The 25,820-nt window shown below is 70.2% G+C and carries 20 protein-coding genes and 1 pseudogene; 8 read left to right on the top strand and 13 right to left on the bottom strand.

What is annotated here, in order from left to right:
* Nucleotides 1-65: 65 nt before the first annotated feature.
* A complete protein-coding gene (locus tag WAF18_RS01650; protein WP_337243933.1) occupies nucleotides 66-914 on the top strand; it encodes an alpha/beta fold hydrolase in 849 nt (282 codons plus the stop codon).
* Between the two features lie 22 nt (nucleotides 915-936).
* Here WAF18_RS01650 and WAF18_RS01645 read toward each other — a convergent pair whose 3' ends face one another.
* A complete protein-coding gene (locus WAF18_RS01645) occupies nucleotides 937-1,365 on the bottom strand; it encodes a YkgJ family cysteine cluster protein (RefSeq protein ID WP_337243569.1) in 429 nt (142 codons plus the stop codon).
* 107 nt (nucleotides 1,366-1,472) lie between these two features.
* Nucleotides 1,473-1,940, bottom strand: a complete 468-nt coding sequence (locus tag WAF18_RS01640) for a YiiD C-terminal domain-containing protein (protein ID WP_241944820.1) — start codon at nucleotides 1,938-1,940, stop codon at nucleotides 1,473-1,475.
* Nucleotides 1,941-2,007: 67 nt separating this feature from the next.
* Here WAF18_RS01640 and WAF18_RS01635 point away from each other — a divergent pair, with 67 nt between their 5' ends.
* On the top strand, nucleotides 2,008-2,796 hold the full coding sequence (locus WAF18_RS01635) for a uroporphyrinogen-III synthase (protein ID WP_337243568.1): 789 nt from the start codon (nucleotides 2,008-2,010) through the stop codon (nucleotides 2,794-2,796).
* An 85-nt stretch (nucleotides 2,797-2,881) separates the two neighbouring features.
* A complete protein-coding gene (locus WAF18_RS01630) occupies nucleotides 2,882-4,153 on the top strand; it encodes a heme biosynthesis HemY N-terminal domain-containing protein (RefSeq protein ID WP_337243567.1) in 1,272 nt (423 codons plus the stop codon).
* A gap of 56 nt (nucleotides 4,154-4,209) precedes the next feature.
* Here WAF18_RS01630 and WAF18_RS01625 read toward each other — a convergent pair whose 3' ends face one another.
* Nucleotides 4,210-4,773 carry a hypothetical protein gene (locus WAF18_RS01625; protein WP_337243566.1) on the bottom strand — a complete coding sequence of 188 codons (564 nt, stop codon included), beginning with the start codon at nucleotides 4,771-4,773 and terminating at the stop codon, nucleotides 4,210-4,212.
* A gap of 26 nt (nucleotides 4,774-4,799) precedes the next feature.
* Entirely contained in the window at nucleotides 4,800-6,077 is a 1,278-nt protein-coding gene (locus WAF18_RS01620; protein ID WP_337243565.1) for an acetyl-CoA C-acetyltransferase, read from the bottom strand.
* A 92-nt stretch (nucleotides 6,078-6,169) separates the two neighbouring features.
* Here WAF18_RS01620 and WAF18_RS01615 point away from each other — a divergent pair, with 92 nt between their 5' ends.
* Nucleotides 6,170-7,069, top strand: a complete 900-nt coding sequence (locus WAF18_RS01615) for a hypothetical protein (protein ID WP_337243564.1) — start codon at nucleotides 6,170-6,172, stop codon at nucleotides 7,067-7,069.
* 541 nt (nucleotides 7,070-7,610) lie between these two features.
* Here the strand turns inward: WAF18_RS01615 and WAF18_RS01610 are convergent.
* The 8 genes from WAF18_RS01610 to aceB form a co-directional block, all read right to left on the bottom strand.
* Nucleotides 7,611-8,231 carry a superoxide dismutase family protein gene (locus WAF18_RS01610; RefSeq protein WP_337243563.1) on the bottom strand — a complete coding sequence of 207 codons (621 nt, stop codon included), beginning with the start codon at nucleotides 8,229-8,231 and terminating at the stop codon, nucleotides 7,611-7,613.
* A gap of 62 nt (nucleotides 8,232-8,293) precedes the next feature.
* Nucleotides 8,294-8,842: a superoxide dismutase family protein gene (locus WAF18_RS01605; protein ID WP_337243562.1), complete on the bottom strand. Its 549-nt coding sequence runs from the start codon at nucleotides 8,840-8,842 to the stop codon at nucleotides 8,294-8,296.
* A gap of 54 nt (nucleotides 8,843-8,896) precedes the next feature.
* Nucleotides 8,897-10,342 (bottom strand): nitrogen regulation protein NR(I), encoded by a 1,446-nt coding sequence (gene ntrC / locus WAF18_RS01600; protein WP_337243561.1) that lies wholly within the window; start codon nucleotides 10,340-10,342, stop codon nucleotides 8,897-8,899.
* Nucleotides 10,339-11,439 (bottom strand): ATP-binding protein, encoded by a 1,101-nt coding sequence (locus WAF18_RS01595; RefSeq protein WP_337243560.1) that lies wholly within the window; start codon nucleotides 11,437-11,439, stop codon nucleotides 10,339-10,341. Before WAF18_RS01595 ends, ntrC begins: the two co-directional genes overlap by 4 nt.
* A 65-nt stretch (nucleotides 11,440-11,504) precedes the next feature.
* On the bottom strand, nucleotides 11,505-14,405 hold the full coding sequence (locus WAF18_RS01590; RefSeq protein WP_337243559.1) for a type 2 lanthipeptide synthetase LanM family protein: 2,901 nt from the start codon (nucleotides 14,403-14,405) through the stop codon (nucleotides 11,505-11,507).
* Nucleotides 14,406-14,408: 3 nt separating this feature from the next.
* The gene (locus WAF18_RS01585; protein WP_337243558.1) at nucleotides 14,409-14,615 is read right to left on the bottom strand and encodes a DUF6229 family protein; all 207 of its coding nucleotides are present in this window, start codon (nucleotides 14,613-14,615) and stop codon (nucleotides 14,409-14,411) included.
* 249 nt (nucleotides 14,616-14,864) lie between these two features.
* On the bottom strand, nucleotides 14,865-16,196 hold the full coding sequence (gene aceA / locus WAF18_RS01580) for an isocitrate lyase (protein ID WP_337243557.1): 1,332 nt from the start codon (nucleotides 16,194-16,196) through the stop codon (nucleotides 14,865-14,867).
* 76 nt (nucleotides 16,197-16,272) lie between these two features.
* Nucleotides 16,273-17,913: a malate synthase A gene (aceB, locus tag WAF18_RS01575; RefSeq protein WP_337243556.1), complete on the bottom strand. Its 1,641-nt coding sequence runs from the start codon at nucleotides 17,911-17,913 to the stop codon at nucleotides 16,273-16,275.
* Nucleotides 17,914-18,026: 113 nt separating this feature from the next.
* On the opposite strand from aceB, the gene WAF18_RS01570 reads away from it, so the two are divergent.
* The gene (locus WAF18_RS01570; protein ID WP_337243555.1) at nucleotides 18,027-18,995 is read left to right on the top strand and encodes a LysR family transcriptional regulator; all 969 of its coding nucleotides are present in this window, start codon (nucleotides 18,027-18,029) and stop codon (nucleotides 18,993-18,995) included.
* 184 nt (nucleotides 18,996-19,179) lie between these two features.
* Here WAF18_RS01570 and WAF18_RS01565 read toward each other — a convergent pair.
* Nucleotides 19,180-20,091, bottom strand: a pseudogene (locus WAF18_RS01565) (LysR family transcriptional regulator); the annotation flags it as partial.
* Nucleotides 20,092-20,459: 368 nt separating this feature from the next.
* Here WAF18_RS01565 and WAF18_RS01560 point away from each other — a divergent pair.
* The 3 genes from WAF18_RS01560 to WAF18_RS01550 all read left to right on the top strand — a co-directional run bounded on the left by WAF18_RS01560 (nucleotide 20,460) and on the right by WAF18_RS01550 (nucleotide 25,818).
* Entirely contained in the window at nucleotides 20,460-21,296 is an 837-nt protein-coding gene (locus WAF18_RS01560) for an SDR family NAD(P)-dependent oxidoreductase (RefSeq protein ID WP_337243554.1), read from the top strand.
* A complete protein-coding gene (locus tag WAF18_RS01555) occupies nucleotides 21,293-22,462 on the top strand; it encodes an efflux RND transporter periplasmic adaptor subunit (RefSeq protein ID WP_337243553.1) in 1,170 nt (389 codons plus the stop codon). The genes WAF18_RS01560 and WAF18_RS01555 overlap by 4 nt, the downstream gene beginning before the upstream one ends.
* A gap of 185 nt (nucleotides 22,463-22,647) precedes the next feature.
* On the top strand, nucleotides 22,648-25,818 hold the full coding sequence (locus WAF18_RS01550; RefSeq protein WP_337243552.1) for a multidrug efflux RND transporter permease subunit: 3,171 nt from the start codon (nucleotides 22,648-22,650) through the stop codon (nucleotides 25,816-25,818).
* The last annotated feature ends 2 nt before the right edge of the window (nucleotides 25,819-25,820 follow it).

The following is a 25,820-nucleotide window of genomic DNA, read 5'->3' as shown; positions in this document are numbered from 1 at the left end:
ACGTGCAAGACTTTCCCGATTACGACTTCGCCCGCCATCGTCTGGAAGTGCGGCCCGGCATCGAGATGCATTACCTCGACGAGGGCCCGCGCGATGGCGAGGTCGTGTTGATGCTCCACGGCAATCCGTCGTGGAGCTACTACTGGCGTCATCTGGTGCGCGGACTGCGCGACCGCTATCGCTGTATCGTGCCCGACCACGTCGGCATGGGCCTGTCGGACAAGCCCGACGACGGCCCGCGTGCCTCGCCGCGCTACGACTACACACTGGCCTCGCGCGTCGAGGACGTCGGCACGCTGCTCGCGCACCTGGGCATCGACGGCCCGCTGACGCTCGCCGTGCACGACTGGGGCGGCATGATCGGCTTCGGCTGGGCGCTCACGCACCAGGCGCAGGTGCAACGGCTGGTGATCACCAATACCGCCGCATTCCCGATGCCGGCCGTCAAGGCGATGCCCTGGCAGATCGCGCTGGGCCGCGACTACACCGTCGGCGAGTGGATCATCCGCGGCTTCAACGCGTTTTCGGCCGGCGCCTCGTGGCTGGGCGTCGAGCGACGCATGCCCGCCGACGTGCGCCGCGCCTACGTCGCCCCGTACGACAGCTGGCGCAACCGGATCTCCACGGTGCGCTTCATGCAGGACATCCCGCTGGGCCAGGACGATCGCGCCTGGCCGCTGCTCGAAGCCGCCGGCCGTGCCCTCCCCGGGTACGCCGATCGCCCGGCGTTCATCGGCTGGGGCCTGCGCGATTTCGTCTTCGACCGGCATTTCCTCGACGGTTTCCGCCAGGCACTGCCGCAGGCCGAGGTCGAGGCCTTCGCTGACGCCGGCCACTACGTGCTGGAGGACCGGCATGCGGAATTGGTACCGCGGATCCGCGCCTTCCTCGAGCGTCACCCGCTGCCGGCCTAGTCCGCGCGGACGCGGGATCCGGTCAGGCGGCAATGGGCGGCACCGTCGGCGTGGTCGGGCTGTGCCCGTTGTCGTCGGGTTCGTCGTCGTTGGCCGCCTCGTCGCGCCAGCGCCAGTCGGCAGCGGTCAGCAGCGGCAGCCCGTGCGCCAGCCGGGCGCGGTCGCACTGGCCGCTGCGCTCGCCGAATTCGAGCGAGGCCGGCACCGCCGCGCAGACCGAGGGGCGCACGGGATGGATCGTGCAGCGCGAGTAGCGCCCGATGTCGGCGTCGAGCGCGATGCAGCGCGGCTGCGCGCAGGACGTGCCGCGCATCGCGCGCTCGTGCGTGCGCAGCGGTTCGGTCAGCGCCGGCGGCACCTGCCCACCGAGCTCGGGGTCGGCCTCGCTCCAGTGGAAACCGATGCGGAAATGCGCGCAGCACGCACCACAGGTCAGACACGGATGCGGCATGGCGCGACCGGGCGGCAGAAGGCAGACGGGGCGCGGATTCTCGACCGCGGCGGCGGTCCGCGCAAGGCCCCCTCACCGCGCTGCGCGCGGCGTTCAGCCCGAAAGGCTCAACGCTCGGCGCTGGGCCGCAGAATCGCGGCGTAACGAGCCTGCATGCCGGTCGCGACCGCGCCGTCGGGCAGCACCACCTGCGCGGCCAGCTGCACGCGTGCGCGCCCCCGGGTGCGCAGGGTCCGCACGAACGTGTCCCAGTCGCCGTCCGACAGCACGGCCTCGGCCTGCAGGTCATCGCACAGCGGTGCGCGATAGCGGATCTGCGAATCGGCGACGTAGACATCGGCATCGAGGCCGGCCGCTTCGGTACGCAGCGTGGTCAGTCCCCAGCCGGCGAGCGTCATCAGCGACACCAGGCTGCCGCCGAATGCCGACCCCTTGTCGTTGACGTGCTCGGCGAGCGGCGCGCGCAGGCGCAGGCGCTCGCCGTCGAAGCCGGCGATGTCGATCCGCATCGCGGCGACGGGCGGCATGGAAGCGTAGTGCGCCGCGAGCCTGCGCAGCGGATCTTCGTGTTGCATCGGATGTCCTGTCGGGGGAAGAGTCGTCCGGCTTGCGCCGTTCCCCGGCAGCCACCAAGCTTCGCGCATGCATGTCGCGCCGGCTTCCTCGCTTCTGGCGGGATACTACGTCATCTCGCTGCGCCCGGTCGGGGCCCACGTCGCATTGCGGCGCGCCGCCGCGCATCTGGGTGCGCGCACGTTCGCGCTGTCGCCGTGGCGTATCGTCCAGCGCGACGGCGACGCGGTCCACGCCGCGCTGCGGGCCGCGCTCGATGCCGAGATCGTGATCTTCTCCAGTCCGCCAGCGGTGGCCGCGGCCGCGGCCTTGCAGCCCCTGCTGCGCCGCGCCGACCAGGACTGGCTTAGCGTCGGGGCCGGCACGGCCGCGGCGCTGGCAGACCGCGGTGTGGCGCCGGTTCGCGCGCCGACGCGCATGGACAGCGAGGGTCTGCTGGCGCTGCTGCCGTTGAACGACCTGGCCGGGCGCAGCGTCGGTCTGATCACCGCACCCGGCGGCCGCGGCATGATCGCGGCCGCGCTCGAAGCCGCGGGTGCCCGCCTGCGGCGCGCCGATGTCTACGCACGCGTGCCGGTCCGCCCGTCCGCGCGCCGGCTGGCGGTCCTGCAGGCCTTGCCCGACCCCTGGCTGTTGCCGGTCAGCAGCGGCGAGGCGCTGACTGCACTGTTGGCGCAGGTGCCCGACCCGGTGCGTGTACGCCTGCAGCGCGCGCAGGCACTGGCCGCCAGCGAACGGCTGGCCGGGCTGGCGCGTCACCTGGGATTTGCCGACGTCCGGGTCGCCGTCGATGCCCGTCCGGCATCGCTGTTGGCGGCCGCGGTGCCGGCCTCGCAGGCGGTTGCGCACGTATCCTGAATGGCGCTCCGGCCCACCACGGGGCCATCACGATGCTGTCAGGCACCGTAGCCTGTCTTCGCATCGCCTTTACGGAAGCCTCCCCATGTCCCTGCTTCGTGCGTTGCTGATCTGGATCGTCATTGCCCTGCTGGGCGCACTGGCCGCGCAGCTGTTGCTGTCCAGCGACCCTGGCCTGGTCATCCTCCGTTACGACGGCCTCGACCGCAGTACCACGCTGGTCAACGCGATTGCGATGGCACTGGGTGCGTTGGTACTGCTGTGGCTGGTGATGAGCCTGATCGCTCTGCCGTTCCGCAGCTGGGGCCGCTATCGCGAGTCGCGCGCCCAGAGCCGTCTGGGCGAGGGGCTAGACGCCTTGCACCAGGGCCACTATGCGCGCGCCGAGAAACTGCTCACCCAGTCGGCCAACGAGAATCCGCATTACGAGCCTGCCGCCCGGCTGGCGGCCGCGCAGGCCGCGTTCGCACGCGGCGAGGCGGCCGCGGCGCGTGCGCATCTGGACGGCTTCGGCGATCGGCATCCGGCCACGCGTGCGATCGCCCTGGCGCAGATCGCCATGCTCGAAGACCGTCCGATCGATGCGCTGACCGCACTCGATGCCCCTGGGGCGCAGCCGCTGCCGCCGCGCGGCCTGGCGTTGCGTGCCGACGCCTGGGCCCAGACGGGACACGCGGCAGAAGCCTATGGACTGCTCGGCGCGCTGCGGCGCCAGCAGGCGCTGCCTGAAGTTCAGCTCGCCGCCCGCGAGGTGCGCTGGGCGGCCGCTTCCCTGCACGAAGCGGCCGACGCCAACGTACTCGCCGAGCGCTGGGAAGCACTGCCCAAAGGACTGCGCACCGAGACCCCAGTGGTGCTGGCCTATGTCGACCGCGCATTCGCGCTGGGCTGGCACGACGCCGCGCTGCGCAGCCTGGAAACCGCACTCGATGCCCGTTGGGACGAGCAACTGGCCTCCCGTTACGCGATGCTCGATGTCGGCGACCCCGAGCATCGGCGCAGCCGTCTGGAGCGCTGGCTGCAGACGTATCCGGCCAGCCCGACGGCGATGCTAGGCCTGGCGCGGCTGCATCATGCCCGCCGCGACTGGGCGCGCGGCCGCCCGCTGCTGCAGCGCGCGGCTGAACAGGGCGCCGGCAGCGAGGCCTGGGTCCAGCTCGGCGACGGCTACGCGGCCGAGGGCGACGAGCGCACCGCACGTCTGTGCTACGCCAACGCCCTGCGTGCGGCACGTAACGAGCCGATCCTGGCCCTGCCCGTGGACGCATCGGCGCCGACGATCGCGGCGGCCGAGCGGCGGGACGAGCACGGCCTGCCCCACCTGCGGGATCCCGACGACCTCACGCCGCGGCCCTGAGTCACGCGCCGCGGTCGCCTCGACAGGCGGCCGCAGACGGCCAACGCCCGCCGTTGTCAGCGCATCAGGCGATGGACCGCCACCGCGCCATCGACGGCCTGCGTCAACGTCACATCGGCCACTGCGCCACGCGCGTTCGCGGCCAGGGTCACCGTGACCGGACCGACGATCACCTGCGGCCCGACCGGCCCGAGGATCTCGGAGCCGTCCAGGCGGCCTTCGGGATAGGCGATGAAGCCGCCGAGCGCGGCGACCCGCGGATCGTCCACGTACAGCCCGGCCCGACGCATGTCGGCCTCGGTCAGCGGCTGCTGGTCGACGATCACGATCGCGCCCAACGCAGCGCCATCGTCCGCCCCGCGCCAGGCGCAGCTCAGGCTGAAGGCGTCCGCGGTGTCCTGCCTGGTTCCGGCAGGGTCGACCACTTCCAGGCCGGCGACCAGCTCGCCGAGCGCGTTGGCGATCTCATCGCAATCGGGCAGCGCTTCGGGCGGGGGTGGCGCAGAGATGACCGCAGGCCCGCGCTGCGGCGCAGGAGTCTCACCGCAAGCGGCGAGCGCGACGAGCAGGACCGCTGCGAGCGGCCCGAGCCGGCGCGCGGGAGAAGGGAGAACGGACATGGATATGGCCCTGGCTGGACGTGCGGTCAACGTTCGAGGATCGCGACCACGCCCATGCCGCCGGCGGTGCAGATCGAGATCAACGCCCGGCCGCCGCCGCGCTCGACGAGCTGCTTGGCGGTGGTGGCCACGATGCGCGCACCGGTCGCCGCGAACGGATGGCCGGTCGCCAGCGACGAGCCCAGCGGATTGATCTTCTGCGGGTCGATCCGTCCCAGCGGCGCCTCCAGGCCCAGCCGCGTGCGGCAGTAGTCCGCGCTCTCCCACGCGCGCAGCGTGCACAGCACCTGTGCGGCGAAGGCTTCGTGGATCTCGTAGATATCGAAGTCCTGGAGCGTCAGGCCGTTGCGCGCGAGCATCTGCGCGACCGCGACTGTCGGCGCCATCAGCAGGCCTTCCCCATGGACGAAGTCGACCGCAGCCACATGCGCGTCGCGGATGTGGCACAGCACTTCGTGCCCGTGCGCGGCGGCCCAATCGTCGCTGGCCAGCAGGCACGCGGCCGCGCCGTCAGTGAGCGGCGTGGAGTTGGCGGCCGTCAGCGTGCCGCGGCCCGAGACCTTGTCGAACGCGGGCTTGAGCGTGGCGAGCTTCTCGATCGAGGTGTCTGGCCTGAGGATGTTGTCGCGCGCAACGCCGCGGAAGCTCACGACCAGATCGTCGAAGAAGCCACGCTCGTAGGCCGCAGCGAGCTTGTGGTGCGAGGCGACCGCGAGCTCGTCCTGCGAATCGCGCGAGATGCTCCACTCCTTGGCCATGTCTTCGCAGTGCTCGCCCATCGATTTGCCGGTGCGCGGCTCGGCCACGCCCGGAAAGTCGGGCTTGAGCTCGCGCGGACGAAAGCCCCGGAACGCCGCGATGCGGTCCTTGGTGGACTTGGCGGCATTGGCCGTCAGCAACCGGCGACGCAGTGCGCGGCCGTAGACGATCGGCACGTCGGAGGTGGTGTCCGAGCCGCCGCCGATGCCCGATTCGATCTGACCGGTCGCGATCTTGTTGCCGATCGCCACGATGGTGTCGAGCGAGGTGCCACAGGCGCGCTGCATCGTGATGCCCGGGGTCAGCGCCGACAGCCCCGACGACAGCGCCGCCTCGCGTCCGAGGTTCCAGTCGCTCGAGTGCTTGATCACCGCACCCATCGCCACCTCACCCAGCTGCTGCCCATGCAGGCCGAACTTCTCGACCAGGGCGCCGAGCGTGCGCACCGACATGCCGAGGTTGCCGACGTCGGCGTACGCGGTGTTCTGGCGACAGAACGGGATGCGGACGCCACCGAGCACGGCGACGGGACGACCTAGCAGCATCGGATTTTCCTCGCAGGGGCTTGCGTGAGACTGTCCACGACACGGGACGGGCATAATGTGAACGAGTGTATCCCTGCCCGTGTGGACGGCCAATGACCGCAGATCCCGACATTTCCCGACACGATGCCGCGCCGCTCGTGCGCGGCGTCCTGGCCCTGGAACTGAGCGACGACTCAGTGCCGGCACGCGATGCCGTGGGCCAGCAGGCGGCCGGTGCACTGGCCACACGCCTGGGGCGTGATCTGGGCGTGCTGGTGCCCGGTGTGCGCGACCTCGACCTGGTCTTTGCCGCGGCGCATTTCGACCCCGCCGAGTTACTGCGCCCGGGCTGGCCGGTGCACCGTCGGCTGGAGGAACTGCGTGCGCGCGCGCCGCAAGCCGGGCAGGGGCCGCGGATCATCGCCTTCGGTGCCGACGAGAAGGGCGAAACGCCGCTGCCGTTCCGTGCCGACCCGGAACTGGCCGGTGGTCGCCTGCGCGTGCTGCCGTATCTGTTTGTCGGCGAACCCGCCGCGACCGAGGCGGTCTCGGCGCACATGGAATCGATGCTGCTCGACCTGGGCATGGTGCAGGCCGACACCGCGTTGCAGGCGCAGGACGCGTTCGGCGCGCGAATCGAACACGCCCGCTACCTGACGCTGCACGACCTGTTGGCGATGACCGCGCTGCAGTACCGCAACCAGGGGCTCGAGCCGCTGTGGGACGTGCTCGAGGCCGCGTTGCTGGCGCCAGCCGATGAAATCTGGCTCGACGCCCCGCCCGAACCGCTGCTGCGACATGCGCAGGGCGAGGTGCGCATGGCACTGCTGGGCCCCGACGATTGGCGGCGACGGTGCGCGCCGGGCGAGCAGGACGAAGGCCGCCTCGCCCATGGCCTGGCGATGCACGAGGCCCGCCAGCGCCAGTTCGCCGCCGTGCTGCAGGCGCACGGCGTGCCGGTCGAGTTCGTACACGTCACCCCAGGCCAAGACCCGCGCACCGCGCTGGCCTGACCGTCAAACCGTCGGCACTGCAGGCCACCTCCCTGCGCGGGAGGTCGGCGGGATGCGGCCCTTCGCGGCCAAGCTGGACGCATCTCCCCCGCGATGTGGGGAGTTCGATGCCGCAGGTATCGGGGTGGCGGCAATGGCGTCCGCATGCCACCGCGACCTTCTGGCCCCCCCAACCCTCCCCCGCGATGCTGGGGAGGGCTTTATGGCATCGCACCCAGAATCGAATGGACGCGACGTCGCAGCCGATCTGGACTCATCTCCCGGGAGGTCCGATGCCGCAGGCATCGCGTAGGGGCAATGGCGTCCGCATGCCACCGCGACCTTCTAGCCCCCACCCAACCCTCCCCCGCGATGCGGGGGGAGGGCTTTATGGCATCGCGCCCAGAATCGAATGGACACGACTTCGCAGCCGATCTGAACTCACCTCCCCCGCGCGCGGGGGAGGTCGATGCCGCAGGCATCGGGTGGGGGCGACTTTCACTGCGCCCCGCCCAACGCTACCTGCGACGCGAAAGGCCCCACGGGTAGAGCCCGCAGTCCGTCAGGAGCGAATCACGCCGCAAGCCAGTCGGTCGCCGGCGTTGCCGGTCGGCTGGGTGACGTAGTCGTCGGCATTGGCATGGACGATGACGGCCTTGCCGACGATGTCGGTCGGTGCGCCATCGCCGAGCGTTGCGCCTTCCAGCCAGCCCTCGACCGACGCGGTGCCATCGGTGCCGGCGACGATGTTGTCGCTGTCGCCAACATGGTGCGCACCGTGGCCGACCCGGCCGTGGTCGCTGCTGGCCGGATTGAAGTGGCCCCCGGCGCTGGTGCCGTCCGGCGCGCTGCAATCGCCGTGCTCGTGCACATGGAAGCCGTGCGTGCCGCCCGGCGGCAGGCCGGTCACCGTGCCGGTGACCTGGATGCGGCCATCGACCATCGCAAAGCGCAAGGTGCCGGCGGTTTCATGACCCTGGGTCGGGGCAAGGTCGGCGCTGGCGCTGGCACCTGCGGCCGCGGTCTCGGCCGCAGGAGCAGATGCCTGGCCCGACGCGGGCGCGGCGGCGCGGTCGGCCTCGGCGGCGGCATCTTCGTTGTCGGTCGTGCTGCTGTTACCGCAGGCGGAGAGCGCCAGCGCGAGCACCGCGACGGCGGGCGCGAAGAGACGGGTCTGGGACATGGAAGTACTCCTTCGGGGTCGAAAGGGCGCAGTGCGCCGAGAACTGGATGGATAGACGTGGATCATTCGATCCGGACGACGCCGCAGGCGACGCGCGCGCTGATCGCGCCGGGGGTCGCACCGAGCACCAGCAGCGCGCGGCCGACGACATCATTGGGTGCGCCGCCGCCCAGCACCGCACCGGGCAACAGCAGGTCGATCGGGGCAACGCCGCGCGCATCGGCGAGGATCCGCCCGCGCTCGCCCGAGTCGGGCAGTTGCGAGGGCGCACCGCGCTGGGCGTCGTACTCGGGCCCGGCGCTGGCGGCATCGACCGCGCTGCAGTCGCCGCGGGCATGCAGGCGCAGGTTGTGGGTGCCGTTACGGACCAGGCCGCCGATCTCGCCACGCACGCGCACGCCGCCTTGCGCCGGGCTGAGCATCACCCGACCACTGACCAGGGTGCCCGACGCCGAGGCGAGGTTGGCCACCGCAGCGTTCGCGGTGCCGGTGCCGGCCAATGGCGGCGTGGCCACGGCGGCGGGCGCTGGCGCCGGGCGCGGCGCGCTGGCGCAGCCCACGACCAGCGCGGCGGCGAGCAGGGACAGGGCGGGACGGAACGATCGAAGCATCGGACGACACCTTATGGATCGGGAGTTCAGTGCGGATGAAGGCCCCGGCACCGCTCAGCTGCGCCGGCCGCGGGCACCGAGCTTGCGGGTCAGGGTGTTGCGGCCGACGCCCAGGCGCACCGCCGCCTCGGCGCGACGTCCCCCGGTCTGGGCCAGCGCGGTTTCCAGCAGCACCCGGTCCAGCCGCTCGCGGGCCTGGGCATGGAGATCGGCATCGCCGGCGCGCAGCCGCAGGTCGGCCCAGGCGCGCAGCGCGTCCTCCCAGTGCGTGGCGTCGCCCGGCGCGGCCTCGCTTGTCCGCGTGAGGCCGGACTGCGCCGGCAACAGCGCGTCGAGATCCTGCACGGTGATGCGCTCCGATGGCGCCAGCGCCGCCAGCCGCCAGCACAGGTTCTGCAGTTCGCGCACGTTGCCCGGCCAGTCGTACGCCGCCAACCGCTGCAGCGCCGTGCGGCCCAGTCGCTTGGCCGGCGCGTCGAGCTTGGCGGCGGCGGCCTGCAGGAAGCGTTCGGCCAATCGCGGCACGTCATCGCGCCGCTCGCGCAGCGGCGGCAGGCGCAGGCGCACGACGTCCAGCCGATGCAGCAGGTCGGCGCGGAAGCGCCCCTGCGCGACCAGCGCTTCAAGATCCTGGTGGGTCGCGGCGATCACCCGCACATCGACCCGAATCAGCTCGCGGCCGCCGACCCGGAAGAACTCGTCCTCGGCCAGGACGCGCAGCAGCCGGGTCTGCAGCGACGCGGGCATGTCGCCGATCTCATCGAGAAATAGGGTGCCGCCGTCGGCCTGCTCGAAGCGGCCGACGTGGCGCCGCGCCGCGCCGGTGAACGCGCCGGCCTCGTGGCCGAACAGTTCGCTTTCCAGCAGTTCGGCCGGGATCGCGGCGGTGTTGAGGGCGACGAACGGCCGGCCGGCGCGCGGGGATTCGCGGTGCAGCGCGCGCGCGACCAGTTCCTTGCCGGTGCCGGTCTCGCCGGTCACCAGCACCGCGACCGGCGCCTGCGCGAGTCGGCCGATCGCGCGGAACAGTTGCCGCATCTGCGGCGTGTCGCCGACCAGCGCATCGTCCACACCCGCCCCTGCGTCCTCGACCGCCGGCGCGTCAGGGCCGCCCGGTGCAGGCTCGCGGTCGCCAAGTACGCGCGCAGCCAGGGCGACCGCCTCGTCGAGATCGAAGGGCTTGGACAGGAACTCCTGCGCGCCGCCGCGGAACGCTCCGGCGGTGCTGGCGACATCGGTGTAGGCCGACATCACCACGACCGGCAACTGCGGATGCGCCTGCTTGAGCGCATCGAGCAACTGCAGGCCGCTGTCGCCGGGCATGCGCACGTCGGTGAACAGCAGGTCGGGGGCCGCACGCCGCAGCAAGGCCTCGTGCACGGCCTGTGCGCTGTCGAAGCCGGACACGTCGTAGCCCGCCTCGCTGAGCGCGGTGGCAAGGACGAAGCGGACGGCGCGATCGTCGTCGACGACCCAGATGCGACGAGCGGGAGACGTCATGGGGAGGCAGGATCCTCGGAGGCGCCGACATCGGCAGAGGCGTCGGCGGACGGCGCGGGCGCGGCGTCGAGCGGCGGAAACGGCAGCTGCAGCGTGAACACGGTGTGGCCCGGACGCGAGCGGTAGACCAGCGCGCCACGATGTTCGCGCGCGACCTGCTGGGCCAACGCCAGCCCGAGCCCACTGCCGTCCGGGCGCCCGGACACCAGGGGCAGGAAGATCTGCTCGACGAGATCGCCCGGCACGCCGCGGCCGTCGTCGACGACCTCCAACCGCAAGGCCATCGCATGCACCTCGTCACCGATACGCGCCGCCAACGCGGCGCGGGTGCGCAGGGTCACGTTCGCCGCGCCCGCCTGGATCGCATTGCGCACCAGGTTCCAGATCGCCTGGGTCAGCCGGTCGGCATCGCCCGACAGCTCCGGCAGACTGGGGTCGTAATCACGGACCATCCGCACCGCCCAACCGGCATCGGCCTCAGCCAGCCGCAGTACCTGCTCCAGGACACCGTGGATGTTCAACGGCCGATGCGGTTGCGGCGCCTGGGGTGACAACAACTGGTCGACCAGCGCACTGAGCCGGCCGACCTCCGAGCCGACCAGCGCGACCAGTTCGCCCGTCTCGCCGTCGCCGGCACGCCGGGCCAACAGCTGCGCCGCGCCCTTGAGTCCGGCCAATGGATTGCGCAGTTCGTGCGCCAGCCCGCGCAGCGCCGCCGACAGCGCCAGCGGCATCGCCAGCGTCGGGTCGGCGCCCGGAAACTCGTCCACCGGGTGCGCCTCGAGCAGCACGCCGCCGGCGGCGCGCGTCACCCAGGCGTCGGCAAAGCGCGGCTCACCGCCAAGAAAGGCCAGCGCCAGGCGCCGCAGCCGCAGCGGCGTATCGCTCTCGTCGCCGGACTGACCCAGCGCCTGCCGTAAGGTCTCGCCCTCGACCTCCAGCGCGGCCAGCGGCTGCTCCAGCAGCCGGCGCCGGCCCACGCCCAGCCAGCGCGCGAAGGCCAGATTGCAGTCGCGGATCCGGCCATCGGCCCCCGTCCACACCAGGGGCGTGGCCAGCGCATCGAAGTCGGCAGTGGGCAGGGCGGCGGCGAGCATCGCACCAATGTAGTGCATCGCCGGCGGCGCGGGCAGGCACGACAGGCCCGCACGCGCCACCCGGATCACCGCGACGCGTCACCTGCGCCCAGCACGTCCCCCATCACCATCACAGAAGGCAGCGCACGCGCCGGATGGGCGCGCAGCAACTGGTAGGCGACGCCGGCCAGGCCCCCCATCAGGCCGGGCGCGTAGGCGGTACCGGCCAGGCCGCAGACCGGCCCGTGCGTTTCGAGGCTGGTGAGCACGGCGGCCAGCAACGATTCGGCGTCGAGTCCGTCGGGCCCCAGGCCAGCGCGGCAGGCGAGATCGAGGAGCTCCCACGCCCCCATGTCGCCATGGCAGATGCCGTGGTTGAGGCCGACGCCGTGCCGCCAGGCGGTCTTCGCGGCGGCGACGACGCGTGCACGCACCTGCGGATCGTCGAGCCCAGGCTGGCGATCGGCTAAGGCCAGCCCGATGCCGACCGCGCCGTGGCACCAGGCCGCGGGGGCCTGCGCCCCTTCGAGCATGCGCAGGTCCAGCCAGTTGCCCGCCTCCGGCTGGTACAGGCGCTCCTCGAAAGCATCGGCCTGCATCGCCACCGCCTCGAAGCGCGCATGACCGCTGGCAACGGCCAAGCGCGACAAGGCCCAGGCGATGCCGGTGACGCCGTGAGCGAACCCGCCCATGCCACGTGGCCAGCGGGCATGCGTCCAGTAGGCGACGCCGTCCTCGCACTGCGCATCCGCACACAGGCGGTCGCCCAGGGCGATGGCCATGTCGAGATAGCGCGCATCGCCACTGGCGCTCGCCAACTGGATGAGCGGCACGATCGCACCCGCCTTGCCGGTCAGCAGGTCGCCGACATCGTCGGCGTCTGCAGCGCCCGGTACCAGCTCCGCAAGCCTGCAGGCGTGCTCCAGGCCTTCGCCCCGCACCACTCCCCAACGTTCGAGCATCAACCAGGTCCAGACCTGCGAGCCGAGCCCGATGTAGCCGCCCAGTGCCGGCGGACGCGGTTGTTGGACGCGCGCACGCCGCAGGAATGACTGGGTCTCGGCCAGGCGCATCGTCGTCAGCAGCCCCGCCACCAGATCGTCGATACCGGGCAGGTCATCTGCGCGCCCGGCGCGCATTTCCCGCTGGTACGCCGCCGCCAGCAATGCGATGCCGGAAATCCCACCATACAGATCCTGGCCCAATGGCTGCACGGTGCGGCCGGTCTGCCCCAGCACGGACGCGATCCAGGTGACGCTGCCATCGTCGCCGCGCAGGCTCGCTTCGCCGAGCAACGTCATCATTCGCGCCGCCTGACGCCGGCGACGCGGCTCGAGGTCGTCGAGCTGCGGCGACTCGGCGCGCAACCCAACGACCGGCGCCGACCAGACATCGCTCTCGTAGGCGCTGACCAGCGTGGACTTGATGATCTCGCGCTCCAGCGCCCAGTCGGCCTGGCGCCAATGCTGCAGCGACGCGGCGACCAGATCGCGGGGGGCGAGCCACTTCGTGCCCCGGGGCGCTTGCAACTCGCCATGGCCGGGCGTGGTGGCGAAGAACGGGATGTCGCCTTCGAGCAGGTCCGCGATCTCGGCTGCGATCACCGCATCGTCGCTGGGCGCGAGGGCCTTTTGGTCGGCCATCTTCGCAAGCAGCGCGTGCGCGCGGTGCTCGGCCTCCGGCGGCTTGTGCAACGAGACTGGGTGCCAGAGCATCCGCCCGAGTTCCGCATAGGCCTCTGTCGATCGGGGCACGATGCGGATCGGACACGGCGCGAAGGGCGCCAGCAACGGCGCCAAGGCATCAGCCGCATCCAGGCGCTGCAACATGGCCGTCGTGTCGTCGAAGCCCTGCAGGATCGACGACCAGTGCTCGCCCAGTGACGGGCGCTCACTGGGGTGGTTCTGCGCTGGACGCGTTTCCGCCATGACTGTGCCGATGCGCGCGTCGTCCGACCCCGCCTGGACGATCCGCGACTGCGGCACCCGCGGCTGTTGTCCGGGCAACGCGCCGACGCCCGAGACATCGACACCGCGCCAGCCCAGACCGCCGCCACGGTTGGGCAGCAGCCCGATATTCATCACGCTGCCGCTGATGCGTTCGGATGCGAGATCGAAAGCTTCGCCCATCCCCGACACCACTGGCTTGAGCCGCGGTGCGAACAAGGTTTCGCAGTCGATGATGACCGGGCATGCGCCGTGGGCGATCAGGTTTTCGGCATGCAGGTCGCAGCCGCCAAGCAGGCGCATCAGCGCGAGCCATTGGCCGATACCACGGTAGAAGCCCGGCAGCTGCGCATCGTCGTCGACATGACGATGCGCGACGAACTCGCTCCAGCCGTAGTCGCCACGGTCGAGCACACGCGGTACCCGGATATGCGACTGCATCGCGCCCCGATCCATCGCAGCCTCGAGGAAACGCGCCAGTGCGTTGTCGATCGCCATCGACCGCGGCTTGTAGACCAGACTGCCATGGGCGCAATGGGCCAGCATCACGGCGCGGCCGCCGCGATGGCTGTCGCCCGCGCTCAGCGTCAGCGATCGCAGTTCGCCCAGTGGCGCGCCGTGGAACGTGTCGAGCTGGGCGCGATCGGCCGCGAACCGGACGGCGAACTCGACCAAGCTGGCACAGCGGTTGCGCACGATGGCGTCCACGCGGGGCAGCAAGGTCGGATAGTGGCGCGACAACGCCTGCCAGAAGGCGGGCATCGACGCCTGCGCGATGAACTGTTGCCAGCGCTGCTGCGATGTCTCGCCGGCCAATTGACCATTGACACGGGCGGCATTGAGCTCGAGCAGCAGCAGTCGGCTCAACTTGCCGTTCAATATCGCGAGTAAGGTGACCCGGGCACCGCGAAGAATGAGCGTGCGCTCGCGCTCGGCGAGATCGGCGATCGATGCAAGCTGGGCTGCAAGACCGTCGACAGCATCGACGATCAGGCAGCCCAGCGCTTCATCGAACTCGCCTGCGTCCGTTGCAGGCGTCATCGATCAACGGCAGTCGATCGTGATCGACCCCGTGCAATCGGCGCAGTTCGTACAGTTGAAGACGGTCATCGCCACGTCGCCACCGGCGATGTCGGCTTCGGCGTACTCGCCGCTGATAAACAGGGCCCCTGCCGGATTGTCCGCACCCGCGGACGCGCGCCACTCGGCTGCCTGGTCGAACTCGCACTCGCTGTAATTCATGTCGTTCATGACGTTGACTCCTTTCCTGGTGAGTTGAGAATCGAACTTCCACGTGCCAGCGGTACGACACCGCAAGGTTCCATCATCCAACGTGCGGCATTCCTGGACCGCCAACACCGACCGATTCTCTGCACTTCTCCACACGACCACAAGCCCGCGCATGACGTCGACGTGCGTTTCAACACGTCGACGTCGTCAATCGCGACGCGCGTCACATGCGAGCCCCTCGATGGTGCAGCGCGCCATCGACGCCGTGCCTCACGCGGCTCGCGTGGCGTAGAACTGGGCCTCCTCGGTCGAGCCGGTCAGTGCGGTCACGCTGGAGGCGCCGCCCTGGATCACCGTGGTGACATCGTCGAAGTAGCCGGCGCCGACTTCCTGCTGGTGCGAGACGAAGGTGTAGCCCTGATCGCGCGCGGCGAACTCGCGCTCCTGCACCTGCTCGACATAGTGGCGCATGCCTTCGCCGCGCGCGTAGTCGTGCGCGAATCGGAAGCTGTTGAACCAGTTGATGTGGATGCCCGCCAGGGTGATGAACTGGAACTTGTAGCCCAGCGCCGACAGCTCGTCCTGGAATGAGGCGATCTGGCGGTCATCAAGATTCTTCTTCCAGTTGAAGCTCGGCGAGCAGTTGTAGGCCAGCAGCTTGCCCGGTGTAGCAGCCTGGACGGCCTGGGCGAACTCGCGCGCAAAGCCCAGGTCGGGGGTGCCGGTCTCGCACCACACCAGGTCGGCGAAGGGGGCATAGGCGACGCCACGGCTGATCGCCTGCTCCAGGCCGTTGCGGACCTTGTAGAAGCCCTCGGCGGTGCGTTCGCCGGTGACGAACGGCGCGTCGTTGGCATCGAAGTCGGAGGTCAGCAAGGTGGCCGCCTCGGCATCGGTGCGCGCGAGCACGATCGACGGCACACCGAGCACATCGGCAGCCAGGCGCGCGGCGATGAGCTTCTGCACCGCCTCCTGGGTCGGCACCAGCACCTTGCCGCCCATATGGCCGCACTTCTTGACCGCGGCCAGCTGATCTTCGAAGTGCACACCCGCCGCACCGGCGACGATCATGTTCTTCATCAACTCGTAGGCATTGAGCACGCCGCCGAAGCCGGCCTCGCCATCGGCGACGATCGGCAGGAAGAAATCGATCGCCTCGCGCGCGTCGAGCTTGCCGTCGGCGATGTTCTTCCACTGGATCTCGTCGGCACGCTGGAAGGTGTTGTTGATCCGGCGCACCATCGCCGGCACCGAGTCGTAGGCATACAGCGACTGGTCGGGATACATGGTCTCGGAGGTGTTGCCGTCGGCCGCAACCTGCCAGCCCGACAGGTACACCGCCTCCAGTCCCGCCTTGGCCTGCTGCATCGCCTGCCCGGCGCTGATCGCACCGAACGCATTGACGTAGCCCTTCTTGGCCTGTCCGTTGAGCAGCGTCCACAGCCGCTGCGCACCGCGACGGGCCAGCGTGTGCTCGGGCTGCACGCTGCCGCGCAGGCGCACGACGTCGGCCGCGGTATAGGTGCGGCGGATGCCGCTCCAGCGCGGGTCAGTGGTCCATTCTTGCTGCAAGGCATCGATCTGGTGCTGGCGCGTGGTCATGGGACGTTCCTCTGGCGGGGTCATGCGTGATGAGGGATTGGGCGGAGCGGGCGATCGCATCAGCGGTGAGGGCGTGTCACAGCCGCTCGTACGCCGGCAACGTCAGAAAGTCGGCCAGCGTGTCGGACCGGGTCAGCGCTTCGAGCAGGGCGATGGCCTCGGCCACGCGTGCGGCGCCGGGGACCGCCTGACGGGCCAGGCGCGAGGGCAGCGACAGCAGCACCCGGTCGAACAGCGCGTCGTCGATCGCGGTGCCGTCATCGAGATGCAACGGCGTGCCGGGCGCACCGCTGGCGTCGGCATCGGCGTGGTGCAACCACTGCCACAGCTGCGCGCGTGCGATCTCGGCGGTCGCAGCGTCTTCCATCATGCCGTGGATCGGCACGCAGCCGTTGCCGTCGAGCCAGGCAGCGAGGTAGCGCACGCAGACTTCGACGTTGCCGGCGAAGCCGGCATGGGTGATCGTGCCCAAGGACGGGACGATCAGGTCGTCGCGCGCGACCAGCACGTCGTCGCGCGTCATCGCATGCTGGTGCGGCCCACGCATGCGTGCATCGAACACCTGGCGCGCAATCGGGATCAGCGCCGGATGCGCGACCCAGGTGCCGTCGTGGCCGGCGGTGACCTCGCGCAGCTTGTCGGCGCGCACCCGGTCCATTGCCGCCTCGTTCGCGGCCTCGTCGCCGGGGATCGGGATCTGCGCCGCCATGCCGCCCATGGCGTGCGCGCCGCGGCGGTGGCAGGTCTGGATCAGCAGTTCCGAATAGGCCTTGAGGAAGGGCTGGGCCATCGTCACCTGACCGCGCTCGGGCAGCACGCGGTCGCGGTGCCGTCGAAAGGTCTTGATGTAGGAGAAGATGTAATCCCAGCGCCCGCAGTTGAGGCCGGCGATACGCCCGCGCAACGCGTGCAGGATCTCGTCCATCTCGAACGCGGCGGGCAGGGTCTCGATCAGCACCGTGACCCGGATCTGCCCGACCGGCAGGCCCAGCGCACGTTCGATATGGGCCAGCGCGTCGTCCCACAGCTGCGCTTCTTCCATCGACTGCAGCTTGGGCAGGTAGAAGTAGGGCCCGCGATCGCGCGCGGCCAGCGCGTGGGCGTTGTGGAACGCGAACAGGCCGGCATCGAACAGCGCTGCCGACATCGGCGCGCCGTCGACCAGGACGTGCTTCTCGTCCAGGTGCCAGCCGCGCGGCCGCACGATCAGCACCGCCTGCCGCGCTTCGGGCAGCAAGGTGTAACGCTTGCCGTTGCCTTCGAAGGTCAGGCTGCCGGCGACTGCTTCGCGCAGCGCGCGCTGGCCGGTCAGCAGATTGGCCCAGGTCGGCGACGTCGAATCCTCGAAATCGGCCATGTAGCACTGCGCGCCGGAGTTGAGCGCATTGATGACCATCTTCGGATCGACCGGCCCGGTGATCTCGACCCGGCGATCGCGCAATGCCCGTGGCGCCGGGACGACCGTCCATGCCGATTCGCGGATCGTCCGGGTGTCGGTGCGGAAATCGGGCAGGGCGCCGGCGTCGAAGGCGGCCTGGCGGGTCTGCCGGGCGCGGAGCAGGGCTTGGCGCCTGGGCTCGAATTCGCGGTGAAGGTCCGCCAGCCAGGCGAGGGCGGCGTCATCGAGCAGGTCGGCCGGGGTCCCGGCTGGCAGGCCCGCCGGCAGGGCGCAGGCGGGGGAGGGGGGCAGCGCATGCAGTCGGTGGACAGCGTTCATCGCAACGGTCGCCTTGGGGTGGTGCGGTGCAGCAGACCGTCTCTCCATGCCCGATATTTGACAAACGAGTTCTGTCAATGCGAACTATTAGCCTGACTAATAAGCATGCCGGAATGGCCGCCAAGTCCCCGCCCCCGTTACGGTTTCCGTACAAGAGCGACCGGCTCAAGCCGCTGCGCGCGTTCTGTCAGACGACCCGTTTGGGCTCGGTGTCGCGCGCCGCCGAGGCCCTCTATGTCAGCCAGCCCGCGATCTCGCTGCAGTTGCAGGCGCTCGAACGCGAGCTCGGGGTCAAGTTGCTCGAACGCAGCGGCCGGCGCCTGGTGCCCACCCGCGCCGGCGAGGTGCTCTACGACCTGGCAATGCCGCTGGTGGAGGGCATCGACGGCTTGCCGGCGGCATTTCGCCGCGAGGTCGGCGGTCTGGACGCCGGTGCGCTGACGATCGCGGCCAACAGCTCGACCATCCTGTACCTGCTGCCGAAGATCGTCGAACTGTTCCGCCGCCAGCATCCCGATGTGCGGCTGACGCTGCATGACGCCATCACCGCCGACGGCAACGACCTGCTGCGCAGTGACGCGGTCGATCTGGTGGTCGGCTCGATGGTCGACGTGCCGCCGGACCTCGACTACGCACCGGTGTACCGCTTCGAGCCGGTCCTGCTCACGCCGCCCGACCACGCCCTGGCGCGTGCGCGACGGATCACGCTGGAGGAGATCGCGCGCTACGGCCTGATTTTGCCGCCCAAACGGCATGTGACCTATCGGCTGGTCGACCAGGTGTTCCAGCAGGCGCGCGTGCCCTACACGATCGCGCTGGAAGTCGGCGGCTGGGAGGTGATCAAGCAGTACGTCGCGATGGGCATGGGCATCTCGATCACCAGCGCGATCTGCCTGGAGGCGGGCGATGCGACGCGACTGGCGACGCGACCGGTCTCCGAGTGGTTTCCTGCGCGCAGCTACGGCGTCGTGGTGCGCAAGGGCAAGCTGCTCTCGCCGCAGGCCCGCGCGTTCGTCGAGCTGATCCGCCCGGACCTGTTCGCCCGGCGCGACGGCAGCGGCAGCGGGCACTCGGAACGCTGAGCGCCGGCGACAGCGGGCATCGCCCGCGTCGCTGTCGTGACCGTCACCGGCCGGCGGTGACCGGCTCGACGCGCTCGGGGTCCGGTGCTGCGGACCGGCGCGAGACCTTCTCCAACTGCGCCAGTGCAACCTCGCCGGCGGCTTTCGCCTCCATCGCCTGCTTCTGCACCATGCACAGGGTCTGCATGTGGTCGGCGTCGAAGTTCAGGCGCTCGATGAGGAAATCGACGAACGCACGGACCTTCGGCGAGACCAGCCGGCCGCCGGCGAACACCGCGTTGAAGTCGACCTCCGGACCGGTCCAGCCGGCGAGCACGCGCTGGACCATGCCCGCTTCGACGAAGGCCTTGGCCATCACGTCGCCGGTCAGCATCAGGCCCTCGCCCTTGATCAGCGCCCAGTTCAATGCGGCCGGGTCGTTGCCGACCAGCTGCGGATTGACCGGGAACTCGCGCAGCGCCTGACCGTCTGTCAGCGACCACACAAACCGGCCGTTGTGCGGGTTGCGGCTCTTGCGCATCACCAGTGTGCGGTGGTGCTGCAGGTCGTCGGGATGCAGCGGCTCGCCGTGCTTTTCGATGTAGGCGGGGCTGGCAAAGACCTGCGTGCGCAGGCTGCCGAGCTTGCGCGCGACGAAGTTGGAATCGGGCAGCGTGCCCACGCGCAACGCCAGATCAGCCTCGCCGGCGATCAGGTCGAGCTTCTCGTTGCCCATGTGCATGTCGAGCAGGATCTCCGGGTACTGGGCCTGGAAATCGCCGAGCAGCGGCGCGATCCAGGTGATGCCGATCGAGTAGGGCACGGTGAAACGCAGCCAGCCGCGCGGACCGCCCTGCAATTGGCCCACTGCGGCCTCGGCCTCTTCGAGCCCGCGCGCGATGCGCTGGCAATGCTCGTGGTAGACCGCGCCGGCCTCGGTCAGCCCCAGGCGACGTGTGGTCCGGTGCAGCAGCCGCGCGCCCAGCCGCTGCTCGAGTTCCTGGACCTTGCGACTGACCGTGGTCTTGGGCAGGCCGAGCGCGTTGGCGGCAGCGATGAAGCTGCCCTGCTCGACCACCTTGACGAAGATCAGCGTGTCGTTGAGATCGTGGGCCATGCGCGCGCTCCGGTGGGGACGGACGCGATTGGCCCGTTCGAGGGACAATTATTCCCTCGAATCGGGACTAATCAAGTCCGGGATGGCCGCCTATCGTTTGCAGCCTCGCCCGACCGGAGTCCGCCGGTGTCCCTCGACTGCCCTGTTCCCAGCCCGCACGCCATCGTCCGACAGGGCCGCACGGCTGCGTCCCGGCGTCGGTTGGAAATCCCGCCGAATCAATCGTCTAGCGCCCGCCTTGCAGTCCCCCGCGGGGTGCGTGGCGGCGGTTTCGACTGGCGCCGGATGTGGGCCTGGCTGGGGGTGTCGACCCCCGATCAGGATGCCCCGGCCTCGGTCGAAGCCTGTTTTTCGGGAGACAAAATCCCATGACCGGGACAATGTCGCCGCTGCTGGTGCTTGGCGCGACCGGGACGATCGGCGCGCGCCTGGTCGCCCGCGCTGCAGCCGCCGGACGTCGAACGATCGCGGTGGCGCGCGACGGCGCCGCGCTCGCCGCGCTGCGCGAGCGTCACGGCGCGACCGTGATGCCGCTGGCCGCGACGCTGTCCAGCGATGCCGACGCCGCCGCGCTCGCGGACCGCGTCGCCGCGCTGGCCGGCCCCCGACCCGGTGCGGTGGTTGCAGCGATCCGCGGCGCCGCCCCGGCACGCCGACTGCTCGACGCGCCGGCCGACTTCCTGCGTCGGCGGCTCGACGAGGACCTGCTGCCGCATCTGGCCGCCGCGCGCCATCTGTTGCCGCTGCTGGCCCCGGTCCCCGGCGGCGCCTATGTCCTGGTCGGCGGCCCCGGCGCCGAGCAGCCCTGGTCGGGCTACGGACACCGCTCGATCGGCGCGGCCGCGTTGCAGATGCTGGCCCGCGTGCTGCACGAAGAAGCGCGGACGCTGCCGGTCCGGGTGCAGATGCTGGCGATCGACTCGCCGGTGCGCACTGCGCACAACGCCGCGCATGCCTGCACCCAGTGGCCGGACGCCGATGCGATCGCCGACTACGCGCTGCGCATGGTCGACGGCCGCCTGCGCCCGGACGCCGCGCTGCTGCGGTTCCCGAGCGACGGCCCGGTGCGCCCGCCCGGCCTGTCCGACGACATCGATCTCGCACCTCCGCCGTGCGTCCCCGCGTCGACCCACGACACCGCCGCGCAGGCGCTGCTGCAGCGCATCGCGGCCCGTTCCCGATCCCCCCAGGAGTTCCGCTCATGACCCCCATCCTCACCCGCGCCCTGGCCGGCTCGCTGCTGGCCGCCGCGATCGCCGTCACCGTGGCCGGCTGCGACAGCCGCGCCGAATCGGCCGGCCCGCCGCCCCCGCCCGAAGTCGGAGTCGCCGCAGTGCTCGCCGAGCCGGTCAAGGACTGGAACGACGCCACCGGCCGGATTGCCGCGGTCGAGAGCGTCGAGCTGCGGCCGCGCGTCAGCGGCTACGTCGAGCGCGTGGCCTACGCGGAAGGCGACGAAGTGAAGCAGGGCGACCTGCTGTTCGTCATCGACCCACGTCCGTACCGCGCGGCGTTGCAGCGCGCGGAGGCCGAACTGGCCCGGGCCCGCGCCGAGGCGCAATTGGCGGCAACGCGGCACGACCGCGCGCAGTCGTTGATCGAGGCCAGCGCGATCTCGCGCGACGACTTCGAGGCCCGCAGCGCCGGACGCGCCGAAGCTGAGGCCGCGGTGCGCGCCGCGCAGGCCGCGGTCGAAACCGCGAAGCTGGATCTGGCCTTCACCCAGGTCCGCGCACCGGTCGATGGCCGCGCCGGGCGCGCGTTGCTGACCGCCGGCAATCTCGCCCAGGCCGATGCCTCGCTGCTGACCACGGTGGTCTCGCAGGATCCGGTGCACGTCTACTTCGAGACCGACGAACGCACCTTCCTGCGGCACCAGGCGCTGGCCCGCGAGGGCGCGCGCACCGCCGGTCGCAACGCGGTGCGCGTGGGTCTGTCGGATGAGACCGGCTACCCGCATGCCGGCACGGTCGATTTCCTCGACAACCAGGTCGATCCGGCCACCGGCACCGTGCGCGCCCGCGCCGTGCTGCCCAACCCCGACCGCCGGTTCACGCCGGGGCTGTTCGCCCGCGTGCAGCTCGAAGGCGCGACCGCACGCGAGGCGGTGCTGATCGACGACAAGGCCGTGTTGACCGACCAGGACCGCAAGTACGTCTACGTGCTGGGCGAGGGCAACACCGCGCAACGCCGCGACATCGTGCCCGGGCGCATGGTCGATGGCCTGCGCGTGGTCGAGTCGGGCCTGGCCGCCGGCGACCGCGTCATCGTCAACGGCGTGCAGAAGGTCTTCATGCCTGGCATGCCGGTCGCACCGCAGACGGTTGCGATGCGCGATGGCCAGCCGGTCAAGGCGGTCGCACAACACTAAGGGTCGCATGACCGCGGCCTCCCTCTGGGGAGACGCGTGCAGCGCATCGGGTGCGGATCGGGACTTGCCGAGCAAGCCCGGTGCGCATCCGCAACCTCGGGGCATCTTCTCCGTTACGGAGAAAGCCTCGCTGTACCCGCGTTTTCTTTCGCTGCGGCCTTCGCGCCGCCCACAAGGATTCTCCCGTGGACTTCTCCCGCTTCTTCATCGACCGGCCGATCTTTGCCGCGGTGCTGTCGATCCTGATCTTCGCCGGCGGCCTGATCGCGCTTCCCCTGCTGCCGATTGGCGAGTACCCGGAGGTCGTGCCGCCCTCGGTGGTCGTACGCACCGTGTACCCCGGTGCCAACCCGAAGGTGATCGCCGAAACGGTGGCGACCCCGCTCGAGGAAGCCATCAACGGCGTCGAGGACATGATGTACATCAAGTCCGTGGCCGGCTCCGACGGCGTGCTGCAGCTCACCGTGACCTTCAAGCCCGGCACCGACGCCGACGACGCGGCCGTTCGCGTCCAGAACCGCGTGGCGCAGGCGCAGGCGCGATTGCCCGAGGACGTCCGACGGCAGGGCGTGACCACGCAGAAGCAGTCGCCGGTGTTCCTGATGGTCGTACACCTGACCTCCCAGGACGGCCGCTACGATTCGCTGTACCTGCGCAACTACATGCGCCTGCACGTCAAGGACGAGATCGCCAAGATCGCAGGCGTGGGCGATGCCCAGGTCTTCGGCGGTGGCGACTACGCGATGCGCCTGTGGCTGGACCCGGACAAGATCGCCGCGCGCGGCCTGACCGCGGGCGATGTGGTGCGCTCGGTGCGCGAACAGAACGTGCAGGTGTCGGCAGGCCAGCTCGGCGCCGAACCGATGCCCAACGGCAGCGACTTCCTGCTGCCGATCAATGCCAAGGGCCGCTTGGAGACCGTCGAGGAGTTCGGCGACATCGTGCTCAAGGCCGGCAGCGACGGCGAGCTGGTGCGTCTGGCCGACGTGGCCCGGATCGAGCTGGCTGCCGGCGACTACACGCTGCGGGCACGCCTGGACGGCAAGAACGCTGCGGCCATTGGTGTCTTCCAGGCCCCGGGCGCGAACGCGCTTGAGATCCGCGACGGCGTGGTCGCGACGATGGAACGGCTGCGGCCTTCGCTTCCGCCTGGCGTGGAGATCCAGTCGATCTACGACACCACGATCTTCGTGCGCGATTCCATCAAGTCGGTGGTCACGACGTTGATCGAGGCCACCCTGCTGGTGGTGCTGGTGGTGATCCTGTTCCTGCAGACCTGGCGCGCATCGATCATTCCGCTGCTCGCAGTCCCGGTGTCGATCGTCGGCACGTTCGCGGTGCTGTACCTGCTCGGCTACTCGATCAACACGCTCACACTGTTCGGACTGGTATTGGCGATCGGCATCGTCGTCGACGACGCCATCGTGGTGGTGGAGAACGTCGAGCGCCACATCGAGCTGGGCGCCTCCCCACTGGAAGCGGCCCATCTGGCGATGCGCGAGGTGTCCGGGCCGATCATCGCGATCGCGCTGGTGCTGTGCGCGGTGTTCGTGCCGATGGCGTTCCTGACCGGCGTCACCGGCCAGTTCTACAAGCAGTTCGCGGTGACCATTGCCATCTCCACCGTGATCTCGGCGATCAACTCGTTGACCCTGTCGCCGGCCCTGGCAGCCAAGCTTCTGCAACCGCACGGCGCACCGAAGGACCGGCTGACCCAACTCATCGATCGGACGTTCGGCTGGGTGTTCCGTCCGTTCAACCGCTTCTTCCATCGCAGCTCCGAGCGCTACGAAAGCGCGGTTTCGGGTTCGTTGGGCCGTCGCGGCGCCGTCTTCGTGGTCTATGCCGTACTGCTGGCGGGCGCCGCCCTGATGTTCAAGATCGTGCCGGCGGGCTTCATCCCGGTGCAGGACAAGATGTACGTGATCGCAGGCGTCAAAATGCCCGAAGGCGCGTCGATCGAACGTACCGACGCGGTGCTCAAGCGGATGGCGGCACTCGCCAGCGAGGTCGACGGCGTCGCCAGCGAGATCGCATTCCCGGGCCTGAACCCGCTGCAGTTCACCAATACGCCCAACAACGGCGTGGTGTTCTTCACCCTCGATCCGTTCTCCGAACGCAGCCGCAGCGCCGAGGAGATCACCGCCGAGCTCAACCAGAAGTTCTCGACCATCCAGGAAGGCTTCACCTTCGCCTTCATGCCGCCACCGATCCAGGGGCTGGGCAACGGGTCGGGGTGGTCGTTGTTCGTCGAGGACCGCACGCGTCTGGGCTACGGCGAGTTGCAGGCCGCGGTGCAGGCCTTCCAGGCGGCCGCGATGCAGACGCCGGGGCTGGGCTATCCGATCAGCAGCTACCAGGCCAATGTGCCGCAGCTCGATGCCGAGGTCGATCGCGTCAAGGCCAAGGCCCAGGGCGTGCCGCTGACCGAACTGTTCGACACGCTGCAGACCTATCTGGGCTCGGCCTACGTCAACGATTTCAACATGTTCGGGCGCACCTGGCAGGTCATCGCCCAGGCCGACGGCCCGTTCCGCGAAGACGTGTCGGACATCGCCGCCCTGCGCACGCGCAATGCGGCCGGCGAAATGGTGCCGGTGGGCTCGATGGTGAATGTTCGCCAGACCTATGGCCCGGACCCGGTGATCCGCTTCAACGGGTATCCCGCCGCCGATCTGCTGGGAGATGCCGACCCGCGCGTGCTGTCGTCGGGCGAGGCAATGGCCAAGGTCACCGAGCTGGCCGGCCAGGTGCTCCCGAATGGCATGGGCATCGGCTGGAGCGACCTGAGCTACCAGCAGTCCAACCAGAGCGGTGCGGCGCTGGTGGTGTTCCCGCTGGCGGTGATGCTCGCCTTCCTGGTGCTGGCCGCGCTGTACGAAAGCTGGTCGCTGCCGCTGGCGGTGATTCTGATCGTGCCGATGACGTTGCTGTCCGCCCTGTTCGGCGTATGGCTGGCCGGCGGCGACAACAACGTGTTCGTGCAGGTGGGCCTGGTGGTGCTGATGGGTCTGGCCTGCAAGAACGCGATCCTGATCGTCGAGTTCGCCCGCGAGCTGGAGATGCAGGGCAAGGACATCATCACGTCCGCGCTGGAAGCCAGCCGCCTGCGCCTGCGGCCGATCGTCATGACCTCGGTCGCGTTCATCGCCGGCACCGTGCCGCTGGTGCTGTCCACCGGCGCGGGCGCAGAAGTCCGTTCGATCACCGGCATCACCGTGTTCGCCGGCATGTTGGGCGTCACGCTCTTCGGCCTGTTCCTCACGCCGGTGTTCTACGTCGCGATGCGCAAACTCGCGAACCGCCCGCTCGTCTCGCACGCACCGGTCGCGCCCGTCGCACCGGCCCATTCCTGATC

It is taken from the genome of Luteimonas sp. gir (assembly GCF_037198055.1).
Classification (GTDB): domain Bacteria; phylum Pseudomonadota; class Gammaproteobacteria; order Xanthomonadales; family Xanthomonadaceae; genus Luteimonas; species Luteimonas citri_A.
The sequence above is the reverse complement of the archived record's forward strand: the minus strand, read 5'-3'. Positions and strand labels throughout refer to the sequence as shown.